Origin of the sequence: Kitasatospora indigofera (genome assembly GCF_014655955.1) — a bacterium.
Taxonomy (GTDB): domain Bacteria; phylum Actinomycetota; class Actinomycetes; order Streptomycetales; family Streptomycetaceae; genus Kitasatospora; species Kitasatospora indigofera.
Window position 1 is genome coordinate 22,638 of the sequence record NZ_BNBO01000013.1, and the last position, 26,425, is coordinate 49,062.

Annotated in this window: 19 protein-coding genes and 1 pseudogene; 15 read left to right on the plus strand and 5 right to left on the minus strand. The window is 74.1% G+C overall.

Features of this window, described 5'->3' with window-relative positions:
• Positions 1 to 85 precede the first annotated feature (85 nt).
• From acs to IE329_RS14175, 3 genes are all read right to left on the minus strand, one after another.
• Positions 86 to 2,041: an acetate--CoA ligase gene (gene acs, locus IE329_RS14165; protein WP_190211324.1), complete on the minus strand. Its 1,956-nt coding sequence runs from the start codon at positions 2,039 to 2,041 to the stop codon at positions 86 to 88.
• 212 nt (positions 2,042 to 2,253) lie between these two features.
• Positions 2,254 to 4,557 (minus strand): SulP family inorganic anion transporter, encoded by a 2,304-nt coding sequence (locus tag IE329_RS14170; protein WP_190211216.1) that lies wholly within the window; start codon positions 4,555 to 4,557, stop codon positions 2,254 to 2,256.
• A gap of 382 nt (positions 4,558 to 4,939) precedes the next feature.
• Entirely contained in the window at positions 4,940 to 5,929 is a 990-nt protein-coding gene (locus tag IE329_RS14175) for an ATP-binding protein (protein WP_190211217.1), read from the minus strand.
• Positions 5,930 to 6,127: 198 nt separating this feature from the next.
• Between IE329_RS14175 and IE329_RS14180 the strand changes: the two genes are divergently transcribed.
• Positions 6,128 to 7,024 (plus strand): Fic family protein, encoded by an 897-nt coding sequence (locus IE329_RS14180; protein WP_190211218.1) that lies wholly within the window; start codon positions 6,128 to 6,130, stop codon positions 7,022 to 7,024.
• A gap of 483 nt (positions 7,025 to 7,507) precedes the next feature.
• Here the strand turns inward: IE329_RS14180 and IE329_RS14185 are convergent, their stop codons facing one another.
• Positions 7,508 to 8,347: an HAD family hydrolase gene (locus IE329_RS14185; protein ID WP_373311185.1), complete on the minus strand. Its 840-nt coding sequence runs from the start codon at positions 8,345 to 8,347 to the stop codon at positions 7,508 to 7,510.
• A 920-nt stretch (positions 8,348 to 9,267) separates the two neighbouring features.
• Between IE329_RS14185 and ssd the strand changes: the two genes are divergently transcribed.
• The 7 genes and pseudogenes from ssd to IE329_RS42185 form a co-directional block, all read left to right on the plus strand.
• Positions 9,268 to 10,383, plus strand: coding sequence for a septum site-determining protein Ssd (ssd, locus tag IE329_RS14190; RefSeq protein ID WP_190211219.1), 1,116 nt, complete (start codon positions 9,268 to 9,270; stop codon positions 10,381 to 10,383).
• The gene (locus IE329_RS14195; protein ID WP_190211220.1) at positions 10,383 to 11,768 is read left to right on the plus strand and encodes a TadA family conjugal transfer-associated ATPase; all 1,386 of its coding nucleotides are present in this window, start codon (positions 10,383 to 10,385) and stop codon (positions 11,766 to 11,768) included. The genes ssd and IE329_RS14195 overlap by 1 nt, the downstream gene beginning before the upstream one ends.
• A gap of 111 nt (positions 11,769 to 11,879) precedes the next feature.
• Positions 11,880 to 12,992, plus strand: a complete 1,113-nt coding sequence (locus IE329_RS14200) for a type II secretion system F family protein (RefSeq protein WP_190211221.1) — start codon at positions 11,880 to 11,882, stop codon at positions 12,990 to 12,992.
• Between the two features lie 248 nt (positions 12,993 to 13,240).
• Positions 13,241 to 13,891 (plus strand): type II secretion system F family protein, encoded by a 651-nt coding sequence (locus tag IE329_RS14205; protein ID WP_229927431.1) that lies wholly within the window; start codon positions 13,241 to 13,243, stop codon positions 13,889 to 13,891.
• Between the two features lie 107 nt (positions 13,892 to 13,998).
• Positions 13,999 to 14,265: a DUF4244 domain-containing protein gene (locus IE329_RS41845; RefSeq protein WP_308438367.1), complete on the plus strand. Its 267-nt coding sequence runs from the start codon at positions 13,999 to 14,001 to the stop codon at positions 14,263 to 14,265.
• Positions 14,255 to 14,665 (plus strand): TadE family type IV pilus minor pilin, encoded by a 411-nt coding sequence (locus tag IE329_RS14215; protein WP_190211222.1) that lies wholly within the window; start codon positions 14,255 to 14,257, stop codon positions 14,663 to 14,665. The genes IE329_RS41845 and IE329_RS14215 overlap by 11 nt, the downstream gene beginning before the upstream one ends.
• A 179-nt stretch (positions 14,666 to 14,844) precedes the next feature.
• Positions 14,845 to 15,078 (plus strand): annotated as a pseudogene (locus IE329_RS42185) (Rv3654c family TadE-like protein); the annotation flags it as partial.
• A gap of 207 nt (positions 15,079 to 15,285) precedes the next feature.
• Here the strand turns inward: IE329_RS42185 and IE329_RS14225 are convergent.
• On the minus strand, positions 15,286 to 17,694 hold the full coding sequence (locus IE329_RS14225) for a DEAD/DEAH box helicase (RefSeq protein WP_190211223.1): 2,409 nt from the start codon (positions 17,692 to 17,694) through the stop codon (positions 15,286 to 15,288).
• A 221-nt stretch (positions 17,695 to 17,915) separates the two neighbouring features.
• Between IE329_RS14225 and bldG the strand changes: the two genes are divergently transcribed.
• The 7 genes from bldG to topA all read left to right on the plus strand — a co-directional run bounded on the left by bldG (position 17,916) and on the right by topA (position 26,396).
• On the plus strand, positions 17,916 to 18,257 hold the full coding sequence (bldG, locus tag IE329_RS14230; RefSeq protein ID WP_190211224.1) for an anti-sigma factor antagonist BldG: 342 nt from the start codon (positions 17,916 to 17,918) through the stop codon (positions 18,255 to 18,257).
• Between the two features lie 121 nt (positions 18,258 to 18,378).
• Positions 18,379 to 18,795 (plus strand): ATP-binding protein, encoded by a 417-nt coding sequence (locus IE329_RS14235; RefSeq protein ID WP_190211225.1) that lies wholly within the window; start codon positions 18,379 to 18,381, stop codon positions 18,793 to 18,795.
• 416 nt (positions 18,796 to 19,211) lie between these two features.
• Complete coding sequence (locus tag IE329_RS14240) at positions 19,212 to 19,580, plus strand: cyclophilin-like fold protein (RefSeq protein ID WP_190211226.1); 369 nt, start codon at positions 19,212 to 19,214, stop codon at positions 19,578 to 19,580.
• A 129-nt stretch (positions 19,581 to 19,709) separates the two neighbouring features.
• Positions 19,710 to 20,447 (plus strand): small secreted protein, encoded by a 738-nt coding sequence (locus tag IE329_RS14245; RefSeq protein ID WP_190211227.1) that lies wholly within the window; start codon positions 19,710 to 19,712, stop codon positions 20,445 to 20,447.
• Positions 20,448 to 20,643: 196 nt separating this feature from the next.
• Positions 20,644 to 22,191 carry a DUF7059 domain-containing protein gene (locus tag IE329_RS14250; RefSeq protein WP_190211228.1) on the plus strand — a complete coding sequence of 516 codons (1,548 nt, stop codon included), beginning with the start codon at positions 20,644 to 20,646 and terminating at the stop codon, positions 22,189 to 22,191.
• Between the two features lie 449 nt (positions 22,192 to 22,640).
• Entirely contained in the window at positions 22,641 to 23,069 is a 429-nt protein-coding gene (locus IE329_RS14255; RefSeq protein WP_190211229.1) for a DUF3592 domain-containing protein, read from the plus strand.
• 474 nt (positions 23,070 to 23,543) lie between these two features.
• The gene (gene topA / locus IE329_RS14260; RefSeq protein WP_190211230.1) at positions 23,544 to 26,396 is read left to right on the plus strand and encodes a type I DNA topoisomerase; all 2,853 of its coding nucleotides are present in this window, start codon (positions 23,544 to 23,546) and stop codon (positions 26,394 to 26,396) included.
• Positions 26,397 to 26,425 lie beyond the last annotated feature (29 nt).

Consider the following 26,425-nt stretch of genomic DNA (forward strand, 5'->3'; position numbering starts at 1 on the left):
GACCGGACGCAGGAGGGCTCCCCGGGCGGTCTCACGACCGCTCGGGGAGCCCTCCGCGCGTACCGGGGCCGGTACGCGAACCTGATCAGGCCTGGTCGCCCTGGGCGGGCAGCTGGGACTGGATGAGGTTCATGACGGTGCTGTCGGCGAGGGTGGTGGTGTCGCCGACCTCGCGGCCCTCGGCGATGTCGCGCAGCAGGCGCCGCATGATCTTGCCGGAGCGGGTCTTGGGGAGTTCGCCGACGACCTTGATCTGCTTGGGCTTGGCGATCGGGCCGAGCGTGCGCCCGACGTGCGCGCGGAGCTCCTCGACCAGCTCGGGGCTGTCGGTGGCGGTGCCGCGCAGGATGACGAACGCGACGATCGCCTGGCCGGTGGTCGCGTCGGTGGCCCCGACGACGGCGGACTCCGCGACGGCGGGGTGGCCGACGAGCGCGGACTCGACCTCGGTGGTGGAGATGTTGTGGCCGGAGACGAGCATGACGTCGTCGACGCGGCCGAGCAGCCAGATGTCGCCGTCCTCGTCCTTCTTGGCGCCGTCGCCGGCGAAGTAGCGGCCTTCGAAGCGGGACCAGTAGGTGTCGATGTAGCGCTGGTCGTCGCCCCAGATGGTGCGGAGCATGGACGGCCACGGCTCGGTGAGGACGAGGTAGCCGCCGGCGCCGTCGGGGACCTCACGGGCCTCGTCGTCGACGACGGTGGCCGCGATGCCGGGCAGCGCGCGCTGGGCCGAGCCGGGCTTGGTGGTGGTGACGCCCGGCAGCGGGCTGATCATCATCGCGCCGGTCTCGGTCTGCCACCAGGTGTCGACGATGGGGGCCTTGCCGCCGCCGATGTGCTCCCGGTACCAGACCCACGCCTCGGGGTTGATCGGCTCGCCGACCGACCCCAGCACCCGCAGGCTGGAGAGGTCGAACTTGGCGGGGATGTCGTCGCCCCACTTCATGAAGGTGCGGATCGCGGTGGGGGCGGTGTAGAGGATGGTGACGCCGTACTTCTGGATGATCTCCCAGAAGCGGCCCTGGTGCGGGGTGTCGGGGGTGCCCTCGTAGATGACCTGGGTGGCGCCGTTGGCGAGCGGCCCGTAGACGATGTACGAGTGGCCGGTGACCCAGCCGATGTCGGCGGTGCACCAGTAGACGTCCGACTCGGGCTTGAGGTCGAAGACGGCGTGGTGGGTCCAGGCGGCCTGGGTGAGGTAGCCGCCGGTGGTGTGCAGGATGCCCTTGGGCTTCCCGGTGGTGCCGGAGGTGTAGAGGATGAACAGCGGGTGCTCGGCGTCGTGCGGCTCGGCGGTGTGCTCGGCCGGCTGGCGCTCGACGATGTCGTGCCACCACACGTCGCGGCCCTCGGTGAAGGCGGTGTCCTGGCCGGTGCGGCGGACCACCAGGACGTGCTCGACCTGCGGGCACTTCGCCAGGGCCTCGTCGATGGCGGGCTTGAGGGCGGTGGCCTTGCCACGGCGGTAGCCGCCGTCGGCGGTGATGACGAGCTTGGCGTCGGCGTCCTGGATGCGGGAGGCGACGGCGTCGGCGGAGAAGCCGCCGAAGACCACCGAGTGGGTGGCGCCGATGCGGGCGCAGGCCAGCATCGCGACGACGGCCTCGGGGATCATCGGCAGGTAGACCGCGACGCGGTCGCCCTTGGCGACACCGAGTTCCAGCAGGGCGTTGGCGGCGCGCGAGACCTCGTCCTTGAGCTGGGCGTAGGTGATGGCGCGGCTGTCGCCGGGCTCGCCCTCGAAGTGGATGGCGACGCGGTCGCCGTTGCCGGCCTCGACGTGCCGGTCCACGCAGTTGTGGGCGACGTTGAGGGTGCCGTCGGCGAACCACTTGGCGAACGGCGGGTTGGACCAGTCGAGGGTCTCGGTGGGCTCGGTGGCCCAGTCGAGGCGACGGGCCTGCTCGGCCCAGAAGGCGAGCCGGTCCTCGGAGGCCTGCGCGTAGGCGGCCGCCGTGACGTTGGCCTCAGCGGCGAGCTCCGCGGGCGGGGCGAACCGCCGCTCCTCCTTGAGCAGGTTGGCCAGGCTCTCGTTGCTCAACGCGCACTCCTCATCGAGTTTCTTCATGGGACACTCCCGTGCGTAGGGATTGTCCCGTGTGTCCCAGCACACAGCTCACCAGGCGAACCGGGCTGTTGACAAGAGGCTCCGAGGAATTGGTGTAGACCTTTGACCTGAAACCGGGCCGCTCGGGGGAGCGGCCGGGCCACCGGGCCGGGCCCCCGCCGGGTGGGCGGGGGCCCGGCCCGTCCTCAGGCGGCGGTTCGCAGCGGTGTCGTGTCGTGCTCCGTCACCGGGGAGAACAGGCCGCTCCGGCGGTCGAGGACGTAGGCCTGCGCGGTGGCGAAGTCGAAGTACATCCCGACCAGCCGCAGGCTGCCCTCCTCGACCCGCCGCTCCACGGCGGGGTTGGCCAGCAGCTGATCCAGTTGCTGGACGACGTTGGTGAGGCAGAGCTGCTCCACCAGATCGGTGGTCGGGCGGGCCGCGAAGCCGGCCGGCGCACGCCGCAGCCGGTCGAGCGAACCGCGGCCGTTGCGCAGCCAGCGGGTCAGCGCGGTGGGTGGGCCCGGCCGCTCGTGCACGCCGTCCAGCAGGGCCTTCATCGCCCCGCAGCCGGAGTGCCCGCAGATGGTGATGGAGCTGACCTCCAGGGCCTCCACGGCGTACTGCACGGCGGCGGCCACGGAGTCGTCGGCGGCGCCGGGCTCGTACGGCGCGGGGACGAGGTTGCCGACGTTGCGCACGGTGAAGAGGTCGCCCGGCCCGCTGTTGGTGATCATGCTCGTCACCAGCCGGGAGTCCGCGCAGGTCAGGAAGAGCTCCGAGGGGGTCTGCCCCTCGCGGGCCAGCCGGGCCAGTTCGGGGCGGACCAGCGGTGCGGTGTGCTGCTGGAACACCCGCACCCCGTCGAGCAGCCGGCCGTGCGGGTCCTCCTGCTGTTCGATGCAGTGGTGGCCGACCCAGGGCGTCCAGGCCCGGCAGCGGTGCGGGCCCGCGGAACTGCCGGAGCGCACCGCGCCGTCCGGGTCCAGCACCTCGTCGGCCTGGCGTTCGGTCACCATCAGCACCGTCCCGCCGCCGGACTGGTGGCCGCCGCGCCAGGAATGCAGCGCCTCGTACGCCGCGTGGTCCAGGAACGAGCCGTCGTGGCAGACCGTCACCCGGGCGGCCGGGGGGATCGCGCCCAGCGCGCGGCTCAGCCGCGGCACCGCCGCGAAGGTCAGCGGGCCGTGCGTCCGCACCGCGAACGACCCGTCGGGCGCGGCCGTGACGTCCACATGGGCCCGGGTCAGGCGGTGCAGCGCCTGCAGGACGGCGATCGCGGCGCCCAGCGCGACGCCCGGCAGCACGCCCAGCAGGACGACGCCGAGCACGGTGGCCAGGTAGACCGGGAACTCCCGGTGCTGGTGCACCTTGCGGATGTGCGCGAAGCTCACCATCTGCAGGCCGACCACCAGGACGAGCGCGGCCAGCGCCGCCAGCGGGATCCGGCGCAGGCCGCCGGTCAGCGCCACGGCGGCCAGCAGCACCCAGACCCCGTGCAGGACCGACGACCAGCGGGTCCGCGCACCGGCCCGGACGTTGGCGGTGCTGCGCACCGCGCCGCCGGCCACCGGCAGCCCGCCCAGCAGGCCGCTGACCATGTTCGCCAGGCCCTGGCCGCGCAGTTCGCGGTCGAGGTCGCCGGACCGGTTGGACATCCGGTCGACGGCGACGGCGGAGAGCAGGGACTCGACGCTGGCCACCGCGGTCACCGTCAGGACGGCGGCGAGGAGGCCGACGACCGGCCCGTGGGGCAGCGCGGGGAGGCTCTGCGGCTGCCAGGCGGGGATCTCGACCCGGGCGAGCCGCAGGCTCAGGCCCATGGACAGGGCGGTGGCGGCGGAGATGGCCACCAGGGGGCCCGGGATCCGGGCCAGTCGGGCACCCAGCTCCCCGGCCCGGCCCGGCAGCCGGCCCAGCCTGGGCCAGCCGCAGAGGATGGCGATGGCCAGTGCGCCGACCATGACCGCGGGGAGGTGCGGCCCGGCCAACTGGCCCGGCAGCGCGGTCAGGTTGGCGAGCGCGGAGCTCTGCGGCGAGCCGCCGAGCACCACGTGCAGTTGGGCGATGGCGATCGCCAGTCCGACGCCGGCGAGCATGCCGTGCACCACGGCGGGCGAGACGGCGAGCGCGGTGCGGGCCAGGCCGCGGGCGCCCAGCAGGAGTTGGAGCAGGCCGGCGGCGAGGGTGATGGCGCAGGTGGCCTGCCAGCCGTACTGGGAGATCAGGCCGGCGGTGACCACCGTGAGGGCCGCGGACGGGCCGCTGACCTGGAGCGAGGTGCCGCCGAGCAGGCCGACGACGATTCCGCCGACGGCGGCGCCGATCAGACCGGCGGTCAGCGGGGCACCGGTGGCCAGGGCGATCCCGAGGGAGAACGGCACGGCGATCAGGAAGACCACCAGGGAGGCCGACAGGTCGAACGAGGCGCGGGCCTTGCGGCCGTCGGCCGGCGGGGCGTGGTCGGTGGTGTCGGAGGCGATGGGGGCGGTGGAGATGTCGAGGGTCATGTCTTCCCGTCTTTCCGGGGGAGCGAACGCAGTCAGGTCCGGGTGCTGCTCGGGGAGTCGGATCGGCTGTCGTGGGCCGCGACGGTGTGGCGGGATGGCGTGGGCTCGGCGGCCTGCGCGGGGGTGGCGCAGGCGGGCCCAGGGACCATCAGGAATCGGAACCATCAAGATTCGGTAAACCGAGAGTAATGAAAGCTTTGCACAGCGTAGAACGTAGTGACGGAATCGGAGCCCGGATTCACCCCTATGGGTGGTATCCGAACCAATGGGGAACAGATCGGGGCCGCCGCGACGCGGCACGCACGGCGGGCCGCCGCCCTCGGAGCAGAGGGTGGCGGCCCGCCGTGGTGGTCCCGGCCCGGCCGTGCCGGCCGGGCGCCGGTCAGGCGTGGGCCCCCGCGGTGGCCGGCTCGACGCCGAGCACGAACTGCTCGTCCACCTGGGTCGCGAGATCGAGGCCGACCTTGGCGTTGCCCCAGCTCTCGGCGTTGCGAAGGTGGAAGTGGACCGCCTGCCGGGTGTACCGCTGCGGATCGCGACGGGCGTGCGCGGCGTCCGCCTGGGTCTTCAGCAGCTCCAGGACGGCGCGGTTGGCGGGCTCCAGCGTGCGCAGCGGCGGCTCGGCGCCCTGCTCCAGGCGGCGGACCCACTCCGAGTGCCCGAAGGCGGCGAGCAGGTCGGGGCCGGCCTCGCGCTGGAGGTAGGCGAGGTCGTCCGGCCCCTGCACCTTGTTGCCGATCACCCGCAGGGCGACGCCGAAGTCGCGGGCGTACTCCTTGTACTGGCGGTAGACGGAGATGCCCTTGCGGGTCGGTTCGGCGACCAGGAAGGTGAGGTCGAAGCGGGTGAACAGCCCGGAGGCGAAGGAGTCCGAGCCGGCCGTCATGTCGGTGACCACGTACTCGTCCGGCCCGTCCACCAGGTGGTTGAGCAGCAGCTCCACCGCGCCGACCTTGGAGTGGTAGCAGGCGACCCCGAGGTCCTCCTCGGTGAAGGCGCCGGTGGCGAGCAGCCGGACCGAGCCCTCGTCCAGCGCCACCGGCCGGGCGCAGGCCGCGTAGACCGGGTTCTCCTCGACGATCCGCAGCAGGCGTGAACCCCGGCCGGGCGGTGTGGTTTTGATCATTTCGTCGGCCGAGCCGATCAGCGGATTGCCGCCGCGCAGGTATTCCTTGATCAGCGGCAGGTGCGCACCGAGGGAGGGGAGGGCGGCCGATTGAGCGTCGGTCAGTCCGAGTGCCGGGCCCAGATGTTGGTTGATGTCGGCGTCGACGGCGATGACCGGGCGTCCGGCGGCGGCCAGGTGGCGGATGAACAGTGAGGACAGCGTGGTCTTGCCGCTGCCGCCCTTGCCGACGAAGGCGATCTTCATCTGGGACTCCGGCTCTCGCTCGTTGGCTCGCGCTCGCGATCTTCCCGATTCCCAGTGTTGGAAATCGTTATCGTCTCCGATAGCGCCATGCTAGCCGGGGCGAGGGGCCGGACAGGGCAGGGAACGAAGGATTGCCTCGAACGGGTGATGGCGGGGTTGCTGTGTCGGGGGCGGCGGCCGGGACCTTACTCTCGGGTAGTGAGCACTGGAACAGATCCCCTCGCCCCGCTGGCCGAGCTGCCCGGGGTGCCCGAGGCCGTCGCCGAGGTCCGCAAGTCCGTGGACCGCCTCTACGGCCACCGTGTGATGCGCCGTCGCGCCTCCGAGGTCACCTCCGAGGCCGCCCTGCGCGGCGCGCGGGCCTCGGCCGCGCTGGACGGCGCGGACTGGCCGCTGGAGGAGGTCCGCCGGCGCACCGACTTCGGGGCCGACGCGGAGGCCCGCACGGTCGGGGCCGCGCTGCGGGTGTCCGCCGAGGCCGGGCAGCTGCTGAGCACCTGGCGGCACTCGCCGCTGCAGGTGCTGGCCCGGCTGCACCTCCTGGCCGCCGGGGACGCCGACGGGACGGCCGGCCGGCCCAGGCGGGCCGGGGAGGGCGCGGAGGCGCTCTTCCCGCTGGAGCTGAAGGCCTCGGCCGGCCCGGAGGCCGGCTCGGACGCGCCGTCGGCCCCGATCGCCGACCTGCCGCCCGCGCCGGGCGCCGAAGAGGTGGCCGCCCGCCTCGACCAGCTCTCCACCCTGCTGGTGGCCCGTACCGAGGGCGCGGGCGCCAAGGCCCCGGCGCTCGTGGTGGCCGCGGTGGTGCACGGCGAGTTGCTGGCGCTGCGGCCGTTCGGCTCGCACAACGGCGTCATCGCCCGGGCCGCGCAGCGCATCGTCCTGATCGCGGAGGGGCTGGACCCGAAGGCCATCTGCCCGGCCGAGGTCGGACTCGCGGAACTCGGCACGGACTCCTACCGCCGTTCCCTGGGCGGTTACTTGGCGGGTACTCCGGACGGCTTGGCCGGGTGGATCGACCACTGCGGGCGGGCGCTGCGGCTCGGGACGCGCGAGAGCACGGCCGTCTGCGAGGCGATGCAGCGCGGCATGGTCTGACCGCGCGGGGGGCGTGCGGCGATCGCGTGCGGCGCGGACGCGTGCTCGCGCGGCAGTCGGAACGGGTGCGCGAAGGGCGCCGGGCGCGGAGGCGGTCGAACGCTGCGGAGGCGGTGCGCGCCCCGGAAGCGGCGCCCGTCCGTCGGGTGGCGGACACAGAGATGCGGCGGCACCTGATCCTGCCGGGTGCCGCCGCTGGTACAGGTACCGGGTTACCAAGCATGCACCGGAAGTGCCCATCAGACGGGGATCCTGCCCGTTCGTCTGGTGCGGCGGCCCGACAGCGGGTCGGCTGCATGTGGGTGCTCGGTTATCTGTACGCGGTCCGTGGGGCCTGAACTGCGTTGTCGGTTTGACCTCTTCGGGTCCTGACCGGGTCTCGCGGGCCGTTGCTTCATTTGTATCGCGTTTCGGGTCAAAGGGGAACCCGAATCGCGAAGTCTTTGGCTTTTGCCCGTTTTGGGGCGGGCGAATGGAACCGCCTCAGACAGCCGGGCGCCGGCGCTTGGCCGCGTACCAGATCACCCCGGCGGTCAGCAGCGCCGTACCGATCGCCACGGCGGTGAGCACCGAGCGGCTCGGGGCGGAGAACTCCGGCAGTCGCCGCCGCAGTTCCACCGGCCGGTCGAAGACCAGCACCGGCCACTCGCGCGCGACCGCCTCCTTGCGCAGCGCGCGGTCGGGGTTGACCGCCGACGGATGGCCCACCGCTTCGAGCAGGGGGAGGTCGGTCGAGGAGTCGCTGTAGGCGTAGCAGTCGGCCAGGTCGTAGCCCTCGGTCTCGGCCAACTCCCTGATCGCGGCCGCCTTGTTCTCCGCGTACGCGTAGTACTCGATCTCGCCGGTGTAGCGCCCGTCCTCGATCTTCAGCCGGGTGGCGATCACGTGGTCCGCGCCGAGCAGGGCCCCGATCGGCTCGACCACCTCGGAGCCGGAGCTGCTCACGATCACCACGTCGCGGCCGGCCGCGTGGTGCTGCTCGATCAGGGACGCGGCCTCGTCGTAGATGATCGGGTCGATCAGGTTGTGCAGGGTCTCGGCCACGATCTCCCGGACCTGCTGGACGTTCCAGCCCCGGGTGAGCGCCGAGAGGTACTCGCGCATCTTCTCCATCTGGTCGTGGTCCGCGCCGCCGACCAGGAAGACGAATTGCGCGTAGGCGCTCTTCAGCACCGCCCGACGGTTGATCAGGCCGCCCTGGTAGAACGGGCGGCTGAAGGCGAGGGCGCTCGACTTGGCGATGATGGTCTTGTCGAGGTCGAAGAAGGCCGCCGTCCGGGGGCCCGCGTCGTGCGGGCGCAGGATCGCCGGGCGTGCTGCCACGCCGGCGCCGTCCGGGGTGCCGCCGTCGGCCGGCGCTTCGCCGTCGGCATCTGCCGGAGGGGCGGTGGCCGGGTCGGAGTGGGCGTGAACGGCGTCGTGACGGGCCGCGCCGGCCTCCGTCGGGGCCGCGGAGCCGGCCCCGGGGCCCTCCTGGGAGTTCCGTCCGGGGGCGGCCTGCGGGGCGGCCCCCGGGCCGGTCCCGGAGTTCGCGCCGGTGCCGGTGGTGTCGTCCGCGTACTCGTCGGCGTTCTCGGTGGTGTCCACGGGAACCGAGGATAGAGGGCCCGGCTAAACGGCCCGCCATTCGGTGTACTCCGGCGCACGCGGGTTTGTGTTTCTGGCCGCTCGGGTACACCATGGAAGTCACGGATCGTTCGCGACCGTGCTAACCCGGTCCGGCTCCTCCCCCCCGAGTCGGACCGTGGATAGACGACCCCCGCTCTCCCCCCGGCGGGGGTCGTCGCACGTCCGGGCCCGTTTTCGAGCCGCTGAAGGCTCTCTCGGGAGACGTGCGCAGGGGGTGTTCCCATGATGCGCGTCCGGTCGGCCGCGGCATTCGACGGCACCGATCGATCACTCTCCGTATCCAGTTACTCCGAGTGATGCGCGGGCGGACAATACGTCATCCCGGTCCGACGGGGCCGTCCGTTCCCTTCTTGCGCAGTTGTTCCCAGTGGTCAACTTTTGTCAATTCCTTCCCATTAGTAGCCCGTGTGGGTGAACTCGGTTATCCACATCCCCGAGTTGTCCACAGGTATTTGGATCACTGATGACGGAATGCTGATCACCCCCCACCGTGGTCCTCGGCAGCCGGCATTCCCTCCCCCACCCGGGGAGCGACCGCCGCCGTCCGAACGGCAGGACTTGGACCACGCGCCGCACCGGTACGCCGGAACGGCGCCTTCCCGGGGGAGAGCATCATGTCGACACCCGTCACCGGCCACGACCAGCCTGCGGAGCGGGTGCCCGCCGGCCCGCTGATCGTCACCGAGGACGAAGCGCTGGCCGAACACCTGCTGCGGCTCTGCGCCGCGGCCGGCACCGATCCCCTGCTGGTCTGCGGCGAGCCGCCGCCCCGCCAACTGTGGGAGAGCGCAACGCTGGTGCTCGTCGGGGACGATCTCGCCGAGCGCTGCGCGGGGTACGCCCGCCGCCCCGGCGTCCTCCTGCTCGGGCTGGACCTGGACGACTCCGAGATCTGGGTCCGGGCCGTCCAACTCGGCGCCGAGCACGTGCTGTTCCTGCCGGACGCCGAGGGCTGGCTGCTGGACCGGATCGCCGACGCGGCCGAAGGGGCAGGGCCACCGGCGCTGACCGTGGCCGTCCTCGGCGGCCGGGGCGGGGCCGGCGCCTCGACGCTGGCCTGCGCGCTGGCGGTCACCGCGGCCCGTGCGGGCCACCGCACCATGCTGGTCGACGCCGACCCGCTGGGCGGCGGGCTCGACATCCTGCTCGGCGGCGAGGGCGCCTCCGGCCTGCGCTGGCCCGATCTGGCGGCCTCGCGGGGCCGGGTGAGCGGCGCCGAACTGACCAGGGCGCTGCCGGTGCTCCACCGGCTCACCACGCTCTCCTGGGACCGCGGCGACACGCCGGCGGTCCCTCCCGAAGCCATGCGCAGCGTGCTGGGCGCGGCCCGCCGCCAAGGGGGCCTGGTCGTCGTCGACCTCCCGCGCCACCTGGACCAGGCCGCGGGGCAGGCACTGGAGCAGTCGGACCTGGCCCTGCTGGTCGTTCCGGCGGAGGTGCGCGCGACGGCCGCCGCGGGCCGGGTCGCCGCGGCCGCCCGGATGCGCCTCACCGACGTCCGGGCCGTGGTCCGGGTCACCGGGCCGACGGGGCTGGCCGGCGCCGAGATCGCCCGGGGGCTGCGGATGCGGCTCGCCGGCGAACTGCCCCAGGAGCCGGGTCTGACCGTGGACGTGGAGCGGGGCATCCCGCCGGGCATCCGGGAGCGGGGGCCGCTGGCGCGCTTCTGCGGCAGCTTCCTGGACGAGGTCATGCCGCCGGTGCCGGCCGTCGGCGGGGGTGTGTGCTGATGAACCGTCTGCGCAGATCCCGGGACCGCGGCGGCCCCGGCCCGGCCGTCGGCCAGGGGCACCACGCCGGCCACGGGGACCACGCCGGGCCGGGCGTCGGCCAGGGGTTCGGCGCAGGCCGGCCGGCCACGGACGCCCCGGGTGTCCGACGGATCCTCGGGCCGGGCACGACCCCGGCCCTCGACGGTGCCGCCGGGCCGGAGCGGGCGGCCGCCCTGGTGGACGCGGTGCGGCTGCGGCTGGCCGAGTCGGGCGCGGCGCCCACGGCCGGCTCGGTGGCGGCGGCCCTGCGGGCCTCCCGTCCCCCGCTGGGCGGCGACGACGTGCTCGACTCCCTCCGGGCCGTCCGGGCCGAACTGGTCGGGGCCGGCCCGCTCGACCACCTGCTGTCCGCACCCGACGTCACCGACGTCCTGGTCAACGGACCGGACGAGGTGTGGGTCGACCGGGGCGCCGGTCTGCAGCGGACGGTGGGCGTCGGGTTCCCCGACGCCGAGGCCGTGCGGCACCTGGCGCACCGCCTCGCCACCGCGGCCGGCCGCCGGCTCGACGACGCCCGGCCCTGGGTCGACGCGAGGCTCCCCGATGGCACCCGGCTGCACGCGGTGCTGCCGCCGATCGCCGCCGGGTGCACCCACATCTCACTGCGGGTCTGCCGGCCCCGCCCGTTCACGCTCGACGAGCTGGTCCTCGCCGGGTCGCTGCCGCCCGCCGGGGCCGAACTGCTCGCCGCCGTCGTCGGGGCGAGGCTGTCGCTGATGATCAGCGGCGGGACGGGCACCGGCAAGACCACCCTCCTCGCGGCCGTCCTCGGCCTGGCCGGTCCGGGTGAGCGCATCGTCATCGCCGAGGACTCCGCCGAACTGCGCCCCGCCCACCCGCATGTGGTCCGGCTCCAGAGCCGCCCGCCGAACCAGGAGGGCCTGGGCGAACTCACCCTGCGGGACCTGGTCCGCCAGGCGCTGCGGATGCGCCCGGACCGACTGGTGATCGGCGAGGTGCGCGGGGCCGAGGTGTCCGACCTGCTGGCCGCCCTGAACACCGGCCACGAGGGCGGCTGCGGGACGGTGCACGCCAACACGGCGGCCGACGTGCCGGTGCGGCTGGAGGCCCTCGGCTCGCTGGCGGGTCTCGACCGGCTCTCGCTGCACAGCCAGTTGCGGGCCGCGCTGGACGTCGTGGTGCACCTCGTCCGGGATCCGGTCACCGGTCTGCGCCGGATCGCCGAGGTCCACACGTTGACCGGCGACCGGCACGGACTTGCCGCCACCATCGCGGCCGTGAGCTTCACCGCCGCGGGGGCGCTGCTGCCCGGCCCGGGGTGGGAGCGGCTGGCCCAGTTGTGCGCGGCTCGCGGAGTGCCCCTCCAGGGCGGGCCGGGATGACCGCGAGCGAGGCGCAGACGCTGTTCGCCCTGGGGCTCTTCGGCCTGTTGCTGGCCGCCGGGGTGCTGTTGGGGCCGGGAGCCCGGAGAAGCCCGTCGCGAGGAGACGAGAATGACCGTAAGTCAGCTGGACCTGTACTCGGCGGCGGCGCTCTGCGGAGCGGTGGCGGCCGCCCGGCAGGTGCTTCGACGGCGGGTTGCCGCCGGCCGGTACGCCAGGCTGCTGCCCGTCGGTGCCGTGGGTACCCCGGCCGGGCCCGCGACCGGGGCCGGTGCGCGGTCCTCGTCACGGCCGGGAACGCGGTGGCGGGCCTGGAGCGCGCTCCGCGAGCGGCTCGCCACGGCGCCGTCCGTCCGGCCGCCCTGGCTGGTGCCCGAACTGCTGCTCCTGCCTGCCGGATCGGTCGCCTGGCAGGTGTTCCACTCCCCGTTGCCGCCGGCCGTCGCGGCGGCCGCCGTGCTGCCGCTGCACCGGTGGCGCCGACGCCGTCACCTGGCGGCCGAGGCCCGGCGGCGGGCCTCGGCCGTGATCGAACTCTGCGTGGCGCTGTCGGCCGAGCTGCGCAGCGGGGCGACGCCTGAGCAGGCCCTGCACACGGTCACCTCCCGGCTGGCCGGCGCCCCGGAGTCGCTGCGCCGGCTCGGGCGGGAGCCGGCGGCGCGGCTGGCCGCGGGCCGGTACGGCGGGGACGTCCCGGCCGCCTTCGAGCTGCTGGCCGAACTGCCGGGGGGTGGCGGGGCGGCCGCGATCGCGGCCTGCTGGCGGGTCAGTGCGGCGAGCGGCTCGGGGTTCGCAGGCGGGCTGGACCAGGTGGCCGAGGCGCTCCGGGCCGAGCAGGCCCTGGCGGAGGAGATCGAGGGCGAGCTGGCCGCGCCGCGGACCACGATCGCCGTGCTCGCGGCGCTGCCGGTGCTCGGGCTGCTGCTCGGCGCCATGCTCGGTGCCCACCCGCTCGACATCCTGCTGCACACCCCGGCCGGGCTGGCCTGCCTGGCGGGCGGAACGGCCCTGGAAGTGGCCGGGCTGGCCTGGACGACCCGGATCGTACGGACGGCGCGAGGCGGTGCGGACGACCCGGGGGCGCTGCGGGCCGGGGAAGGACCGGCGCCGGCGCGGGGCAAGGTGGGTGGCAGGGCGGATGGCGATGCGCGCTGCGGGATCTCACGGCCCCGCAGGGCACCGGGAAGAGCCGGCGCCGGCCGGGAGCGGGCGGTGCTCCGGTGAGCGGGTCGGCCGGGCCGGCCGTGGTCCTGCTGCCGGCCTGGGGTGTGGTCGGGGCGGCCGCCCTGCTGGGTCACCTCCGGCGGCGCCGGGTACGGCGTCGGGCCGTCCCCCGCCCGCCGGGCGGGCGGCCACGCCTGAAGCACCGTGCAGCAGGTCCTTCCCGGGCCGGAGGCCGGCCGGAGGGCCGGCGGGGCGGGCCCGCGGCGGGCCCCCGAGGTGCTCGGTCCCGGCGCCCGCAGGGCGGGCCGGTGGCGGCAGGGGAGGCGCAGGCACCGGACCGACGGGCCTCGATCTGTCGCACCGCCGCCGTGCTGGCGGCGGGAGCGGCCGTGGCCTGGCTGTTCGGGGGAGCGGGAGGGCCGGCGGCGGGCCTGCTCCTGGCGGTCGTGCTGCACCGCAGGCTCCCGCGGCCGCGTTCACCCGCCCAGCGTGACGCGGCCGCCGAACAGGAGGCGCTGGCCCGGCAACTCCCGCTGACGGCGGAGCTGCTGGCAGCCTGTCTCGGGTCCAGCGCCTCGCCCTCCCAGGCCGTCGCGGCCGTGGCGCACAGCGTCGGGGCGCCGATGGGCCGGCGGCTCGGGACGATCTCCGCCGAACTCGCCCTCGGCGCACGGCCCGAACTCAGTTGGGGCCGGCTCGGTGAGGAGTGCCCGGTGCTGGCTCCGCTGGGCCGGTGCCTGGTCCGGGCGAGTGTCAGCGGGGCTCCGCCCGCCGGCCCGCTGCTGGGCCTGGCCCGGGCTCAACGGGCCTGCGCGGCCCGGGCGGCCCACGCCCGGGTCCGTCGCGCGGGAGTGCTCGCCACGGCTCCGCTGGGCGTCTGTTTCCTGCCGGCCTTCGTCCTGATCAGTGTCGTCCCGGTGGTCATCGGTCTGACCCGGATGTTCGCCGGGCGGATGTGAGCGACCCCCTCAGGTTTTCGGGGCGCCGGCGCTTTTTCGAAAATCCTCGATTTCCCTCATGTTCCCACTTCCGCAATCAAGTTCCCACGACCGAAGGAGCATCCGGCATGGCAGAGATCATCGTTTCCCGGGCCACCGACCGCCTCCCGCACCGCGCTCTCTCCGCACTCTGCCGACGGCGTGGCCGCTGGGCCGCGATCCGCGTCCGCAGGATGCCGAACGGCGGCCGGGACAGCGGGATGAGCACGGCCGAGTACGCGGTCGGCACCCTGGCGGCCTGTGCCTTCGCCGCCATCCTCTACAAGGTCGTCACCAGCGGCGCGGTGAGCGGCGCGCTGACCGACATCCTCAATCGGGCCCTCAGTGCGGCGTGACCGGGCGCGGAGCCCCCGCCGGGCGCCGGACGCGGGCTTCGCGACGGCGGAGACGGCGGTGGTGCTTCCGGCCCTCGTCCTGCTGGCGGCGATGCTGGTCTGGGGCGTGGTGGCGGCCGCCGCCCAGATCCGCTGCGTGGACGCGGCGCGGGTGGGAGCCCGGGCCGCCGCCCGCGGCGACACGGACGCCGTCGCCCTGGCCCGTTCCGCCGCCCCGCCCGGTGCGGAGGTGCGGCTGGTGGCGGAGGGGGAGTCCGTACGCGTGACCGTGGCGGCCCACTGCCCGGGCCCGGGCGGCCTCGCGGCGGTGCTCTCGGTGCGACTGGGCGCCACGGCGGTCTCGGCCCGGGAGGACATGCTGACGGGCACGTCCGGGGGTGCCTCGTCATGGCCGTCCTGACCGCGCGCCCCCCGTCGGCCGGGATCGTCGGCCGGGCCCGCGGTGTGCGGGGCGGTGGCGGGACCCGTCCGGCGGGGGAGAGCCGGGCCCGGCGTGTACGGGGCGTCCGCCGGGCCCTGGGCGCCGCCGGCCGGTCGGCGGACGCGGGCTCGGCGACGGTCTGGCTGCTCGCCCTCGCCATGCTCGGGTGTGCGGTGTTCGCCGGGATGCTCGCACTGGGATCGGTGGTCGTCGGCCGTCACCGGGCCGAGTCCGCGGCAGACCTGGCGGCCCTCGCGGCGGCCGACCGGCTGCTGCTCGACCCGGACGGCGGCTGCGGGCGGGCGCGGGGCATCGCCGCCGCGCATCAGGCCGCGCTGGTCTCCTGCACGGCCGACCTGTCCGCCGACGAGGTCGAGGTGGTCGTGGAAGTGCCGGTACGAGGGCTGCCGTTGCCGCTCGGCCCGGCCAGGGCCCGGGCGCGGGCCGGCCCGTTGTGGGCGCCGGCCGGCACCGCTGACGGCGCCGGCACCGCTGACGGCCTCGGCGCCCACGACGGCTCCGACCGGGCTCCGGACGACGACGGGCCCGATGCCCCGACCGGACGCGGCCCCGGGGCCGCCGTCACGACCGGAGGCCCCTCAGGGCCCCTCGCCAGGCCCGGCCGGACCGCCCCCGTCGTCCGGGCCGCCCTGTTCGACCGGCGCGGCTCCGGCGGCCGGCTCGTCCTGGGGCGCCGGGGCGCCGGCCAGCAGGACGTCCAGCAGCCGGACGGCCGCCGCCTTGTCCAGCGGGTCGTTGCCGTTGCCGCACTTCGGGGACTGCACACAGGACGGGCAGCCCCGCTCGCACTCGCAGGCGGCGATGGCGTCCCGGGTCGCCGTCAGCCACTGGACGGCCCGCCGGAAGCCGCGCTCGGCGAATCCCGCCCCGCCGGAGTGGCCGTCGTAGACGAACACGGTGGGCAGGCCGGTGTCGGGGTGCAGCGGCACGGACACCCCGCCGATGTCCCACCGGTCGCAGGTGGCGAACAGCGGCAGCAGCCCGATCGAGGCGTGCTCGGCGGCGTGCGCGGCCCCCGGGAGCTGGTCGAAGGGGATGGTCGCGTCCAGGAGCTGGTCCTCGGTGACGGACCACCAGACCGCCCGGGTGCGCAGCGTCCTGGGCGGCAGGTCGAGCTTGCTCTCGCCGAGGATCTCGCCGGTGGAGATCCGCTTCCGCAGATAGCCCACCACCTGGTTGACCACCTCCACCGACCCGAAGCTGAGCCGGGCCTCGCCCCAGTCGACCGTGGTGTCGGTCGAGAGCACCGAGATGGAGGTGACGTCCCGGGCGGCGGTCGTGTAGGGCGGGTCGGCCCGCTCGACCAGGGCGACCGAGCTGTCCAGGTCGAAGTCCCGTACCAGGTAGGTCCGCCCCTGGTGCAGGTGGACGGCGCCGGTGTGGACGCTGGTGTGCGCGGCGGAGGCGTCCACCGTGCCGAGCAGCCGGCCGGTCTCGGCCTCGACGATCTGTACCGGACTGCCCCCGCTCCCGCGCAGGTCGACGGCGTCGGCGGCCCGCTCGCGCCTGGTCCAGTACCAGGTGCCGTCGCCCCGGCGGCGCAGCAGCCCGCGCTTTTCGAGTATCGGCAGCAGTGCCTCGGTGGACGGCCCGAACAGCTCCAGGTCGCTGTCGGTGAGCGGGAGTTCGGCGGCGGCCGCGCACAGGTGCGGCGCCAGCACGTGCGGGTTGTCGGGGTCGAGCACGGTGGCCTCGACGGGCGTGTCGAAGAGCGCCTCGGGGTGGTGCACCAGATAGGTGTCCAGCGGGTCGTCGCGGGCGATCAGCACCGCCAGGGCGCCCTGGGCCTCCCGTCCGGCCCGCCCGGCCTGCTGCCAGAGGGAGGCCCGGGTGCCGGGGTAGCCGGCCATCAGGACGGCGTCGAGGCCCGAGACGTCGACGCCGAGTTCGAGGGCGGAGGTCGAGGCCAGGCCGAGCAGCCGTCCGGAGTGCAGGTCGCGCTCCAGCGCCCGCCGCTCCTCGGCGAGGTAGCCGCCGCGGTAGGCGGCGACCCGGTCGGCCAGCGGCCTGCCGAGCTGGTCCTGGGCCTGCAGCGCGACCAGTTCCGCGGCCCGCCGCGAGCGGACGAAGACGACCGTCCGGGTCTCGGACTCGACCAGGTCGGTGAGCAGGTACGAGGCCTCGGCGGTGGCGGTCCGCCGGACGGGGGCGCCGTGCTCGCCGACGTTCTCGGTGAGCGGCGGCTCCCAGAGGCCGAAGACCAGCGGCCCGCGCGGGGAGCAGTCCTCGGTGACGGCGACGGCGGGCAGACCGGTCAGCCGGTGGGCCGTGGCGGCGGGGTCGGCGGTGGTGGCGGAGGCGAGCAGGAAGGTCGGCGAGGAGCCGTAGCGGGCACAGAGCCGGCGCAGCCTGCGCAGGACCTGGGCGACGTGCGATCCGAAGACGCCCCGGTAGGTGTGGCACTCGTCGACCACCACGTACCGCAGGGTCTTGAGGAAGGACGCCCAGCGGGGGTGGGCGGGCAGGATGCCCCGGTGCAGCATGTCCGGGTTGGTCAGCACGTACGAGGCGTACTGGCGGACCCACTCGCGTTCCTCGGGCGGTGTGTCGCCGTCGTAGAGGGCGGCCCGCACCCTGGCCGGGGCCAGTTCGGCGGCGCGGCGGCGCTGGTCGGCGGCCAGGGCCTTGGTGGGGGCGAGGTAGAGGGCGGTCGCTCCCCGCCCGTTCCGGGCCTCCGTGCCGTCCAGCAGGTCGCTGAGGACCGGCGCCAGGTAGCCGAGCGACTTGCCCGAGGCGGTGCCTGTGGCCAGGACCACAGTTTGGCCGGATTTGGCCAGTTTCATGGCCTCCGCCTGATGGGCCCACGGCTGCTCGACGCCCAGGGCCAGCGCGGCCGCCACGATCTCCGGCCGGACGGTGTCCGGCCAGGGCGCGTGGCGGGCCTCGCGGGCGGGCAGATGCTCCGTATGGGTGAGCCGGTCCGCACGTCCCCGGACGGCGGAGAGGGAGGCGAGCAGCGCCTCGGGCGGGCGGTGACGGGGCAGCATGGGGACCCAGTGTGTCACCGGCGTGACGGAGAATCGTCGTAAGGCATCGTGCGGTCATGGTCACAGGTGGTTGAATGAGGCCGTGACGGCCACATGGCCGAGGGTCGCAACGCCGAGGCTCGCCGCGCGCACGTTGGGCGCGCCCAGGCTCGCGACCACGCGGTGGCGGCCGCCAGGCCGAGGATCGCAATGACGTAGCAAGGCAAGGTGCTGGAGGTTCCGTGGACCTGTCCCTGTCGACCCGTACAGTCGGCGATCGCACGGTCGTCGAGGTTGGCGGCGAGATCGATGTGTACACCGCCCCGAAGCTGCGTGAGCAGTTGGTCGAGCTCGTCAACGACGGCAACTACCACTTGGTCGTCGACATGGAGGGCGTGGACTTCCTCGACTCGACCGGTCTCGGCGTCCTGGTGGGCGGTCTCAAGCGAGTGTGTGCCCACGAGGGTTCGCTGCGCCTGGTCTGCAACCAGGAGCGCATTCTGAAGATCTTCCGGATCACCGGTCTCACCAAGGTGTTCCCGATCCACACCTCGGTGGACGACGCGGTCGCCGCGACCGACTGATCTCACCTTTTTGGGGCGGGTCGGGCCCGAAGGGCCTGCCCGCCCCGGCAAAGGGCTGGTTCCGTCCGGCCCTGGGGGCTGGTGGCCCAGCCCGTGGTCGGAGCACCCCGGAGGGGGAGACATGGCAACGGTCGAACTTCGATTCAGTGCGCTTCCCGAGCATGTGCGCACAGCCCGGCTGGTGGCCGCGGCGGTGGCCAGACGCGCGGGGGTCGACGAGTCGGTGCTCGACGAGGTGCGTCTCGCGGTCGGCGAGGCGTGCTCCCGCGCGGTGGGTCTGCACCAGCGGGGCGGGGTGACGAGCGGCGCCGTCCGGGTGTCCCTCACCGACCAGGAGAAGCGTTTCCTCATCGAGGTCGAGGACGAGGCCGGCCCCGCGTTCGTCCCGGACCCTGGCGTCGACGAGGACGCCGACGAGGACACCCTGGGTCTCGCTGTCATCACCGGCCTGGTCGAGGACCTCGAAGTCACCCACGGTGCTCGTGGTGGTGTGATCCGGATGAGCTGGCCGGTGTCGGTCGACGCCCTGGCGCACTGAGCCGCGCGGGCCCGTCCCGTGCGCCTGACCGCTCCGGCCGAACCGACGTGTCCGGTGCCGCCGACCCTTGTCGGCTGATCCCGTCCGCCGGGTCCCGCTTCGCCGTGCCCGCCCGGCGACCGCTCCCGGCCGCCGCCGGCCGGCGTCCCTGCCAACTCCGGTGCGCCGCCCGTCTCCGGTGGGCGGTGTCGGAGCAGGGCCTCCTCGGCTCGTTCCTCCCCACGGCGCCCGATGCGCCTCGGCCGTGGCCTGCCGGGCCGGTGCCGTCGACGTGCCCGGGGGACAGGCCGCGCGGGCTGCGCGCGGCCTCCGTCAGGCGGCCGGACCCTGCCCGAGGTTGACAGATTGTTGAATTGAGCGGTTCTCTGCATTCTGGCGCGACCGGATCGGATCTGTCGGAGATGAGGGAACACCCCATGCGGATGCGAATCCTGTGGCCTGCGGGTCAGGCGACGGCCACCTTGCAGCCGACGCCCACCGCCAAGGCGCTCTGGGAGGCGCTGCCCCTCAGCTCCTCCGCGAACACCTGGGGCGACGAGGTCTACTTCGGGACGCCGGTCACCGTGCCCCTGGAGGACGACGCCCAGCAGGTGGTCGAGCCCGGCACCGTGGCGTTCTGGACGGACGGCGACAGCTTGGCGCTGCCCTTCGGGCCGACCCCGATCTCGCGCGGCGGCGAGTGCCGGCTGGCGGGCCCGTGCAACGTGCTGGGCGTCCTGGACGGGGATGCGAACGTGCTGCGTACGGTGCGACCGGGTGACTCGATCCGGGTGGAGCGGGCCTAGCCGCGTCCGGCGGTCCGAGCGCCCCGGGGCCCCGGGGCGCAGGCCCTGGTGGGGCCGCTGTCGGGACGGCCGTACCGGGCGGGCGTGTAGGTTCGCTGTTCGACGACCGCATCCGAAAGGGCTTCTCCGGTGAACAAGCGACTGCTGGCCGTACCCGCGCTGGGCGCGTTGCTCGCGTTCGGCGCTGTCGGGTGCGGCGGTGATGACAGCGCTCAGCTGAACGCGTGGGCGACGAGTGTCTGCGACTCGGCGAAGGAGCCGATCGCCCAGGCGCAGGCCGCGCTCGCGGACACCGGGCAGGTCAAGGAGGGCGAGGGCCCGGCCGATCTGCAGAAGCGGCTCTCGGACGACGTCGCGCGGCTGGCCAGGACCAACCAGCAGATCGCCGAGGCCATCGACAAGGCCGGCGCCCCGAAGGTCGACAAGGGCGGCAACCTGCAGAAGGACGCGGTCGACGAGCTGAACAAGGCCGCCCAGGGCTACCTGGAGGTCCAGAAGAAGCTGGACGGGCTGCCCAACACCGACCAGGCGAAGTTCGCGGACGCGCTGCGCAGTGTCGGCGACCAGGTCCAGCAGTTGGCGACGCTGTCCACCCAGGCGCAGAGCAAGCTGCAGAGCGGTGACCTGGGTGCGGCGATGGCCAAGCAGCCGGGCTGCAAGCCGGGCGCACCGGCCGCCGCGCCTTCGGGCGCCCCCGCGGGCGCGTCCGCCGGCGCGAGCGCACCGGCGACGCCGGGTGCGGCGGGGTCGCCCGCCGCCTCGGGTGACCCCGCCGCCTCGCCGTCCGCGCCCGCCGCCGACACGACCGGCTCCGCCGCACCCGCCGCCTCCCCGACGGCCGGCTCCCCGGCGGCCTCGCCGAGCTGACCCGAACGAACCCGATCCGCGTACGGCCGGGCCCCTTTCCCCGGGCCCGGCCGCACCCCGGCGCGCTCCGCGACATCCGCCGGACCGGTGGTCAGGGACCCGGCCCCGGCGCCGGCCCCCGGTGCCGGCCACCGGCCACGCACGTGGTCGACGTGCCACGGCCTGCCCCGCCCCGGCGCCGCGAGACAATGGCTGGGTGACCAGTAGCCCCGTTCTCGACCCCACCCGCCTCGCCAAGCTCCGCGAGGCGCTGCTCGCCGCCTCGTACACCGCTGACGGCTGCCTCGACCTGCTCGGGCCCACCGGCTACGCGGCCCTGGCCCGTAGCGAGGCGGTGCCGGCGCTGCGCGCGACCCGCGGGGGCAGTCCGCTGGAGACGCTGGTGCGGCTCTTCCTGCTGCAGCAGCCCGTTCCGTACGCGGCGGCCGCCGCCGCGCTGCCGGTGGAGGACTGCCTCACGGACGGCTGGCTGCGGCCCGACGGCGACCGGGTGCGGGCCACCGTGGACGTCCGCCCGTACGCCAACGAGGTCGCCGGCCTGCCGAGTTCGGACGCCTGGGTGGTGTCCGACCTGGGCTGCGCGGTCGGTGGTGCCGGTGGCATCGGCTCGGGGGAGACCGCGCACGGCGTGGCCCGCAAGGAACTGGTGCTGGGAGTCGGCGGCGCGTCCACCACGCTGGCGAACATCGCCGTGCGGCGGCCGGTCCGGTCGGCGCTCGACCTCGGCGCTGGCTCGGGCGTGCAGGCGCTGCACGCGGCGCGCCACGCCCAGCGGGTGACGGCGACGGACGTCAACGCGCGTGCGCTGCGTTTCACCGAGCTGACCCTGGCGCTGTCCGGGTTCGCCAACGCCGACACGGCCGAGGGCAGTCTCTTCCAGCCGGTCGCGGACCGGAAGTTCGACCTGATCGTCTCCAACCCGCCGTTCGTGATCTCGCCGGGCAGCCGCTTCACCTACCGCGACGGCGGGATGGCGGGCGACGAACTCTGCCGGAGCGTCGTGCGGGGCGCCGCCGCTCACCTGGAGCCCGGCGGCTACTGCCAGTTGCTGGCGAACTGGCAGCACGTCAAGGGCGAGGACTGGCACGACCGGCTGGCGGGCTGGGTGGCCGGCACCGGGCTGGACGCCTGGGTCGTCCAGCGGGAGGTGCAGGACGTCGCCCAGTACGCCGAGTTGTGGCTGCGCGACGGCGGAGACCACCGCGGCCCGGGCGGCGACTACCAGGCCCGGTACGGCGAGTGGCTGGACGCCTTCGAGGCGGCGAAGGTCGAGGGCATCGGCTTCGGCTGGATCACCCTGCGGGCGAGCGGCGCGGACCGTCCGACCGTGCGGGTGGAGGAGTGGCCGCACTCCATCGAGCAGCCGCTCGGTCCGCACATCGAGAGCTGGTTCGCCCGGCAGGACTTCCTGGCCTCGCACGACGACGCGGGGCTGCTGGACACCCGCTACCTGCTCTCGGACGAGGTCGTCCAGGAGCAGGTCGGCCCGCCCGGCGCGGAGGACCCGGAGCACGTGATCCTGCGCCACAACCGCGGCATGCGCCGGGCCACCAAGGTCGACACGGTCGGGGCCGGCTTCGTCGGGGCCTGCGACGGCACGCTGTCGGCGGGCGAGATCGTGGACGCCATCGCGCACCTGCTGGACGAGGACCGGGTGGTGCTCCGGGACCAGGTGCCGCAGTCGCTGCGGATGCTGACCGAGCAGGGCTTCATCGAGCCGGCGGGTCTGCGCCAGGAGGGCTGACAGCGTGCGGGGCCGGGGGCGGGCGGCACCGCCCCCGGCCGCCCTGCGCCGCCACTGCGCTGCCCTGCCCGGACCGGCGTGCCGTCGCGCAGCCGTGCCCGTGGCGCCGCTGTGCCCGGGTGCCGCCGCGCCTTCCGTCCTGCTCCGTCCTGCTCCGGCGCGTTCTCCGCTCCGCCGCGCCCTGCGCGCCCTCCGGCCGTGCTCGTCCCCCGTGCTCGTCCCTCGTGCTCGTCCCCGTTCACATTCCCGTTCCCGCCGGTTCGGCCGCCGTACGGCGGCCGTCGGTCGGGCGTTGTCCCTACGCTGCGAATCTCTGTCCACAGGCTGTGGACAGAGATTCGCAGCGGGCCGGGCGGGGGAGGGGCGCGATGGAGACACCCACGGGTTTTGCGGCGGGGGTCGTACTCGTCCTCTTCGGAGGCGCACTCCTGTTCTGGTGCGCTGCCGAAATGCGTCTTCGCCACCGGGTGCGCCGCCACGGGGTGCCGGTCTCGGCACGGGTCGTCGCCGACGAGGATCCGTATTGGGCGCTGGACAGTGCTCCGCTGCTGTCCTTCGCGACCCTGCCCTCGGTCGGGACCCCCGGGGTGTCCGGCGCCCCGGCCGGACCGGCGGGCCCGTCCGGCACGGGGGGCGCGGCGGGCCGGGGCGAGGTGGTGCTCGCCAGACCGCGCGGCCACACCCCGCTGCGGCGCCCGTCCGGGTTGGCGATCGGGGCGGACGTCCGGGTGGCGTACGACCCCAGGCGTCCGGGGCTGGTGGTGCTGGCCGCCGGCGAGGCCGGACCGACACTGGCCAGTGACGTGTTCTGGACGCTGCTCGGCGCGGGGAGTCTGGCGGGCGGCCTCGCCCTGCTGGCTTCCCTGGCGGGCCGCTGACGCTCGCCGGGCGCCTGGCCGGCCGCAGCGCGAGGTGCACGGCGGGAAGCCGGGTACGCCGCATGGACACCGGTGCTGACCTCGGCCGTTCCCCGTCGGCGGGGTGTGCGGCGGCGGGCTCGCGGGCCGGCCGGCGGCGGGCCCGTGGCGGCGGCCGACGGGCGTTCGACGGTCGGCGAAATCATGATGACAGATTCTGAAATCTGTTATTCCATCCTTCTTGAACCCGCCGAAGCACCCCCTCTGCGCGGCACGATCCTCCATCATCGGGTTACCGTTCGAGTGGCGTAGGTCGGCTTTGCCGGTGAAAAAGAAGGATCCGTCCGTTTGACAAGGGTGGCCGGGGTACGGTCACACTCCGCTGGTGGGGTCGTCGCGCAGCGGCAGCCCCGGACGGTGGTGGGGTCGGGCGGAGCGGCATCCGTACTGCCTGCGCCGACCAGCTCACGTAACGACCGGGAGAGAAGAGCGAAGGTGTCCCCGAGCAGCGAGACCGCGCGCAACGGCCAGCGACTCGTCATTGTCGAGTCGCCGGCCAAGGCGAAGACGATCAAGGGCTATCTCGGCCCCGGCTACATCGTCGAGGCGAGCGTCGGGCACATCCGCGACCTGCCCGGCACGGCCGCCGAGGTCCCGGACAAGTACACCGGCGAGGTGCGCCGCCTCGGCGTCGACGTCGACCACGACTTCGCACCGATCTATGTGGTGAACGCGGACAAGAAGTCCCAGGTCACCAAGTTGAAGTCGCTGCTCGCCGAGTCCGACGAACTCTTCCTCGCCACCGATGAGGACCGCGAGGGCGAGGCCATCGCGTGGCACCTCCAGCAGGTGCTCAAGCCCAAGGTGCCGGTGCACCGGATGGTGTTCCACGAGATCACCAAGGCCGCGATCCAGGAGGCCGTGGCCAATCCGCGCGAGCTGAACCAGCGCCTGGTCGACGCCCAGGAGACCCGCCGGATCCTCGACCGCCTCTACGGCTACGAGGTCTCGCCGGTCCTGTGGAAGAAGGTCATGCCGAAGCTCTCGGCCGGCCGCGTCCAGTCCGTCGCGACCCGCCTGGTCGTCGAGCGCGAGCGTGAGCGGATCGCCTTCCGCACCGCCTCGTACTGGGACCTCACGGCGACCTTCGCCACCGGCCGGACCGCGGCGGACGCCGCGAACCCGGAGAACTTCGGTGCCCGGCTGTCCACCGTGGACGGCCGCCGGATCGCCAGCGGCCGTGACTTCGGCTCCGACGGGCAGATCAAGAGCGCCAACACCCTGCACCTGGACGAGCAGGCCGCCCGCGCGCTGGCCGCCGCCCTGGAGCGGACCGCGTTCAGCGTCCGCAGCGTCGAGTCCAAGCCCTACCGCCGCTCGCCGTACGCGCCGTTCCGCACCACCACGCTCCAGCAGGAGGCCAGCCGCAAGCTGGGCTTCGGCGCCAAGCGCACCATGCAGGTGGCCCAGAAGCTGTACGAGAACGGCTTCATCACCTACATGCGTACCGACTCCACCACCCTCTCGGACACGGCGATCTCCGCCGCCCGGGCCCAGGTGACGCAGCTCTACGGCGCGGACTACCTGCCGGACGCGCCCCGCACCTACGCCAGCAAGGTCAAGAACGCGCAGGAGGCGCACGAGGCGATCCGCCCCTCCGGGGACCGCTTCCGCACCCCGGCCGAGACCGGCCTGAGCAGCGACGAGTTCCGGCTCTACGAGCTGATCTGGATGCGCACCGTCGCCTCCCAGATGAAGGACGCGGTCGGGCAGTCGGTGACCGTGAAGGTCGGCGGCGCCTCGGCGGACGGCCGGGACGTCGAGTTCTCCGCCTCCGGCAAGATCATCACCTTCCACGGCTTCCTCAAGGCCTACGTCGAGGGCGCGGACGACCCGAACGCCGAGCTCGACGACCGCGAGCGCCGGCTGCCGCAGGTCGCCCAGGGCGACCCGCTCTCGGCCGAACAGCTGAACCCCGAGGGCCACTCGACCAAGCCGCCGGCCCGCTACACCGAGGCCTCGCTGGTCAAGGAGCTGGAGGACCGCGAGATCGGCCGGCCGTCGACGTACGCGTCGATCATCGACACGATCATCAACCGCAAGTACGTCTTCAAGAAGGGGACGGCACTGGTGCCGTCGTTCCTCTCCTTCGCGGTGGTCAACCTGCTGGAGAAGCACTTCGGCCGGCTGGTCGACTACGACTTCACCGCGCGGATGGAGGACGACCTCGACCGGATCGCCGCCGGTGAGGCGAAGTCCGTGCCGTGGCTCAAGCGCTTCTACTTCGGCGTGGGCGAGGGCCACGTCGTCGGCGGGGCCGCCGAGGCCGGCAACGGCGACGGCGACCACCTCGGCGGTCTGAAGGAGCTGGTCACCGACCTCGGGGCGATCGACGCCCGCGAGATCAGCTCGTTCAAGATCAGCGACGACATCACCCTGCGGGTCGGCCGCTACGGCCCCTACGTGGAGAAGGCCTCGCAGGTCGAGGGCGAGCCCGGCCAGCGCGCCGACATCCCGGACGAGCTGCCGCCGGACGAGCTGACCGTCGAGCTGGCCGAGGAGCTGCTGGCCAAGCCCAGCGGCGACTTCGAGCTGGGCACCGACCCGGTCAGCGGCAACCCGGTGGTGGCCAAGTCCGGCCGCTACGGCCCGTACGTCACCGAGATCCTGCCCGAGGGCACGCCGAAGACCGGCAAGAACGCCGTGAAGCCGCGGACCGCCTCGCTCTTCAAGACGATGTCGCTGGACACCATCACGCTGGAGGAGGCGCTCAAGCTGCTCTCCATCCCGCGGGTGGTGGGCACCGACCCCGAGGGCCAGGAGATCGCCGCGTACAACGGCAAGTTCGGGCCGTACCTCAAGCGGGGCACCGACTCACGGTCGCTGACCAGCGAGGAGCAGATCCTCACGATCACCCTCGACGAGGCGCTGGCGATCTACGCCCAGCCCAAGCTGCGCGGCCGGGCCGCCGCCGCCCCGCCGCTCAAGGAGCTGGGCACCGACCCGGTGAGCGAGCGTCCGGTGGTGGTCAAGGACGGCCGCTTCGGCCCGTACGTGACCGACGGCGAGACCAACGCGACCCTGCGCAAGGACGACGAGGTCGAGACGATCACGCCGGAGCGCGGTTACGAGCTGCTGGCCGAGAAGCGGGCCCGCGGGCCGGTCAAGAAGGTCGCCAAGAAGGCGCCGGCCAAGAAGGCCGCCACCACCAAGACGGCGGCCAAGAAGACCACCACCGCCAAGAAGACGGCGGCCACCAAGACGGCCGCCAAGAAGACCGGCACCGCCACGAAGACGGCCGCCAAGAAGGTCGCGGCGAAGAAGAGCACCGGCTCCGACGAGAGCTGACCTGCCGACAACCACCGCGGGCCCGCCCC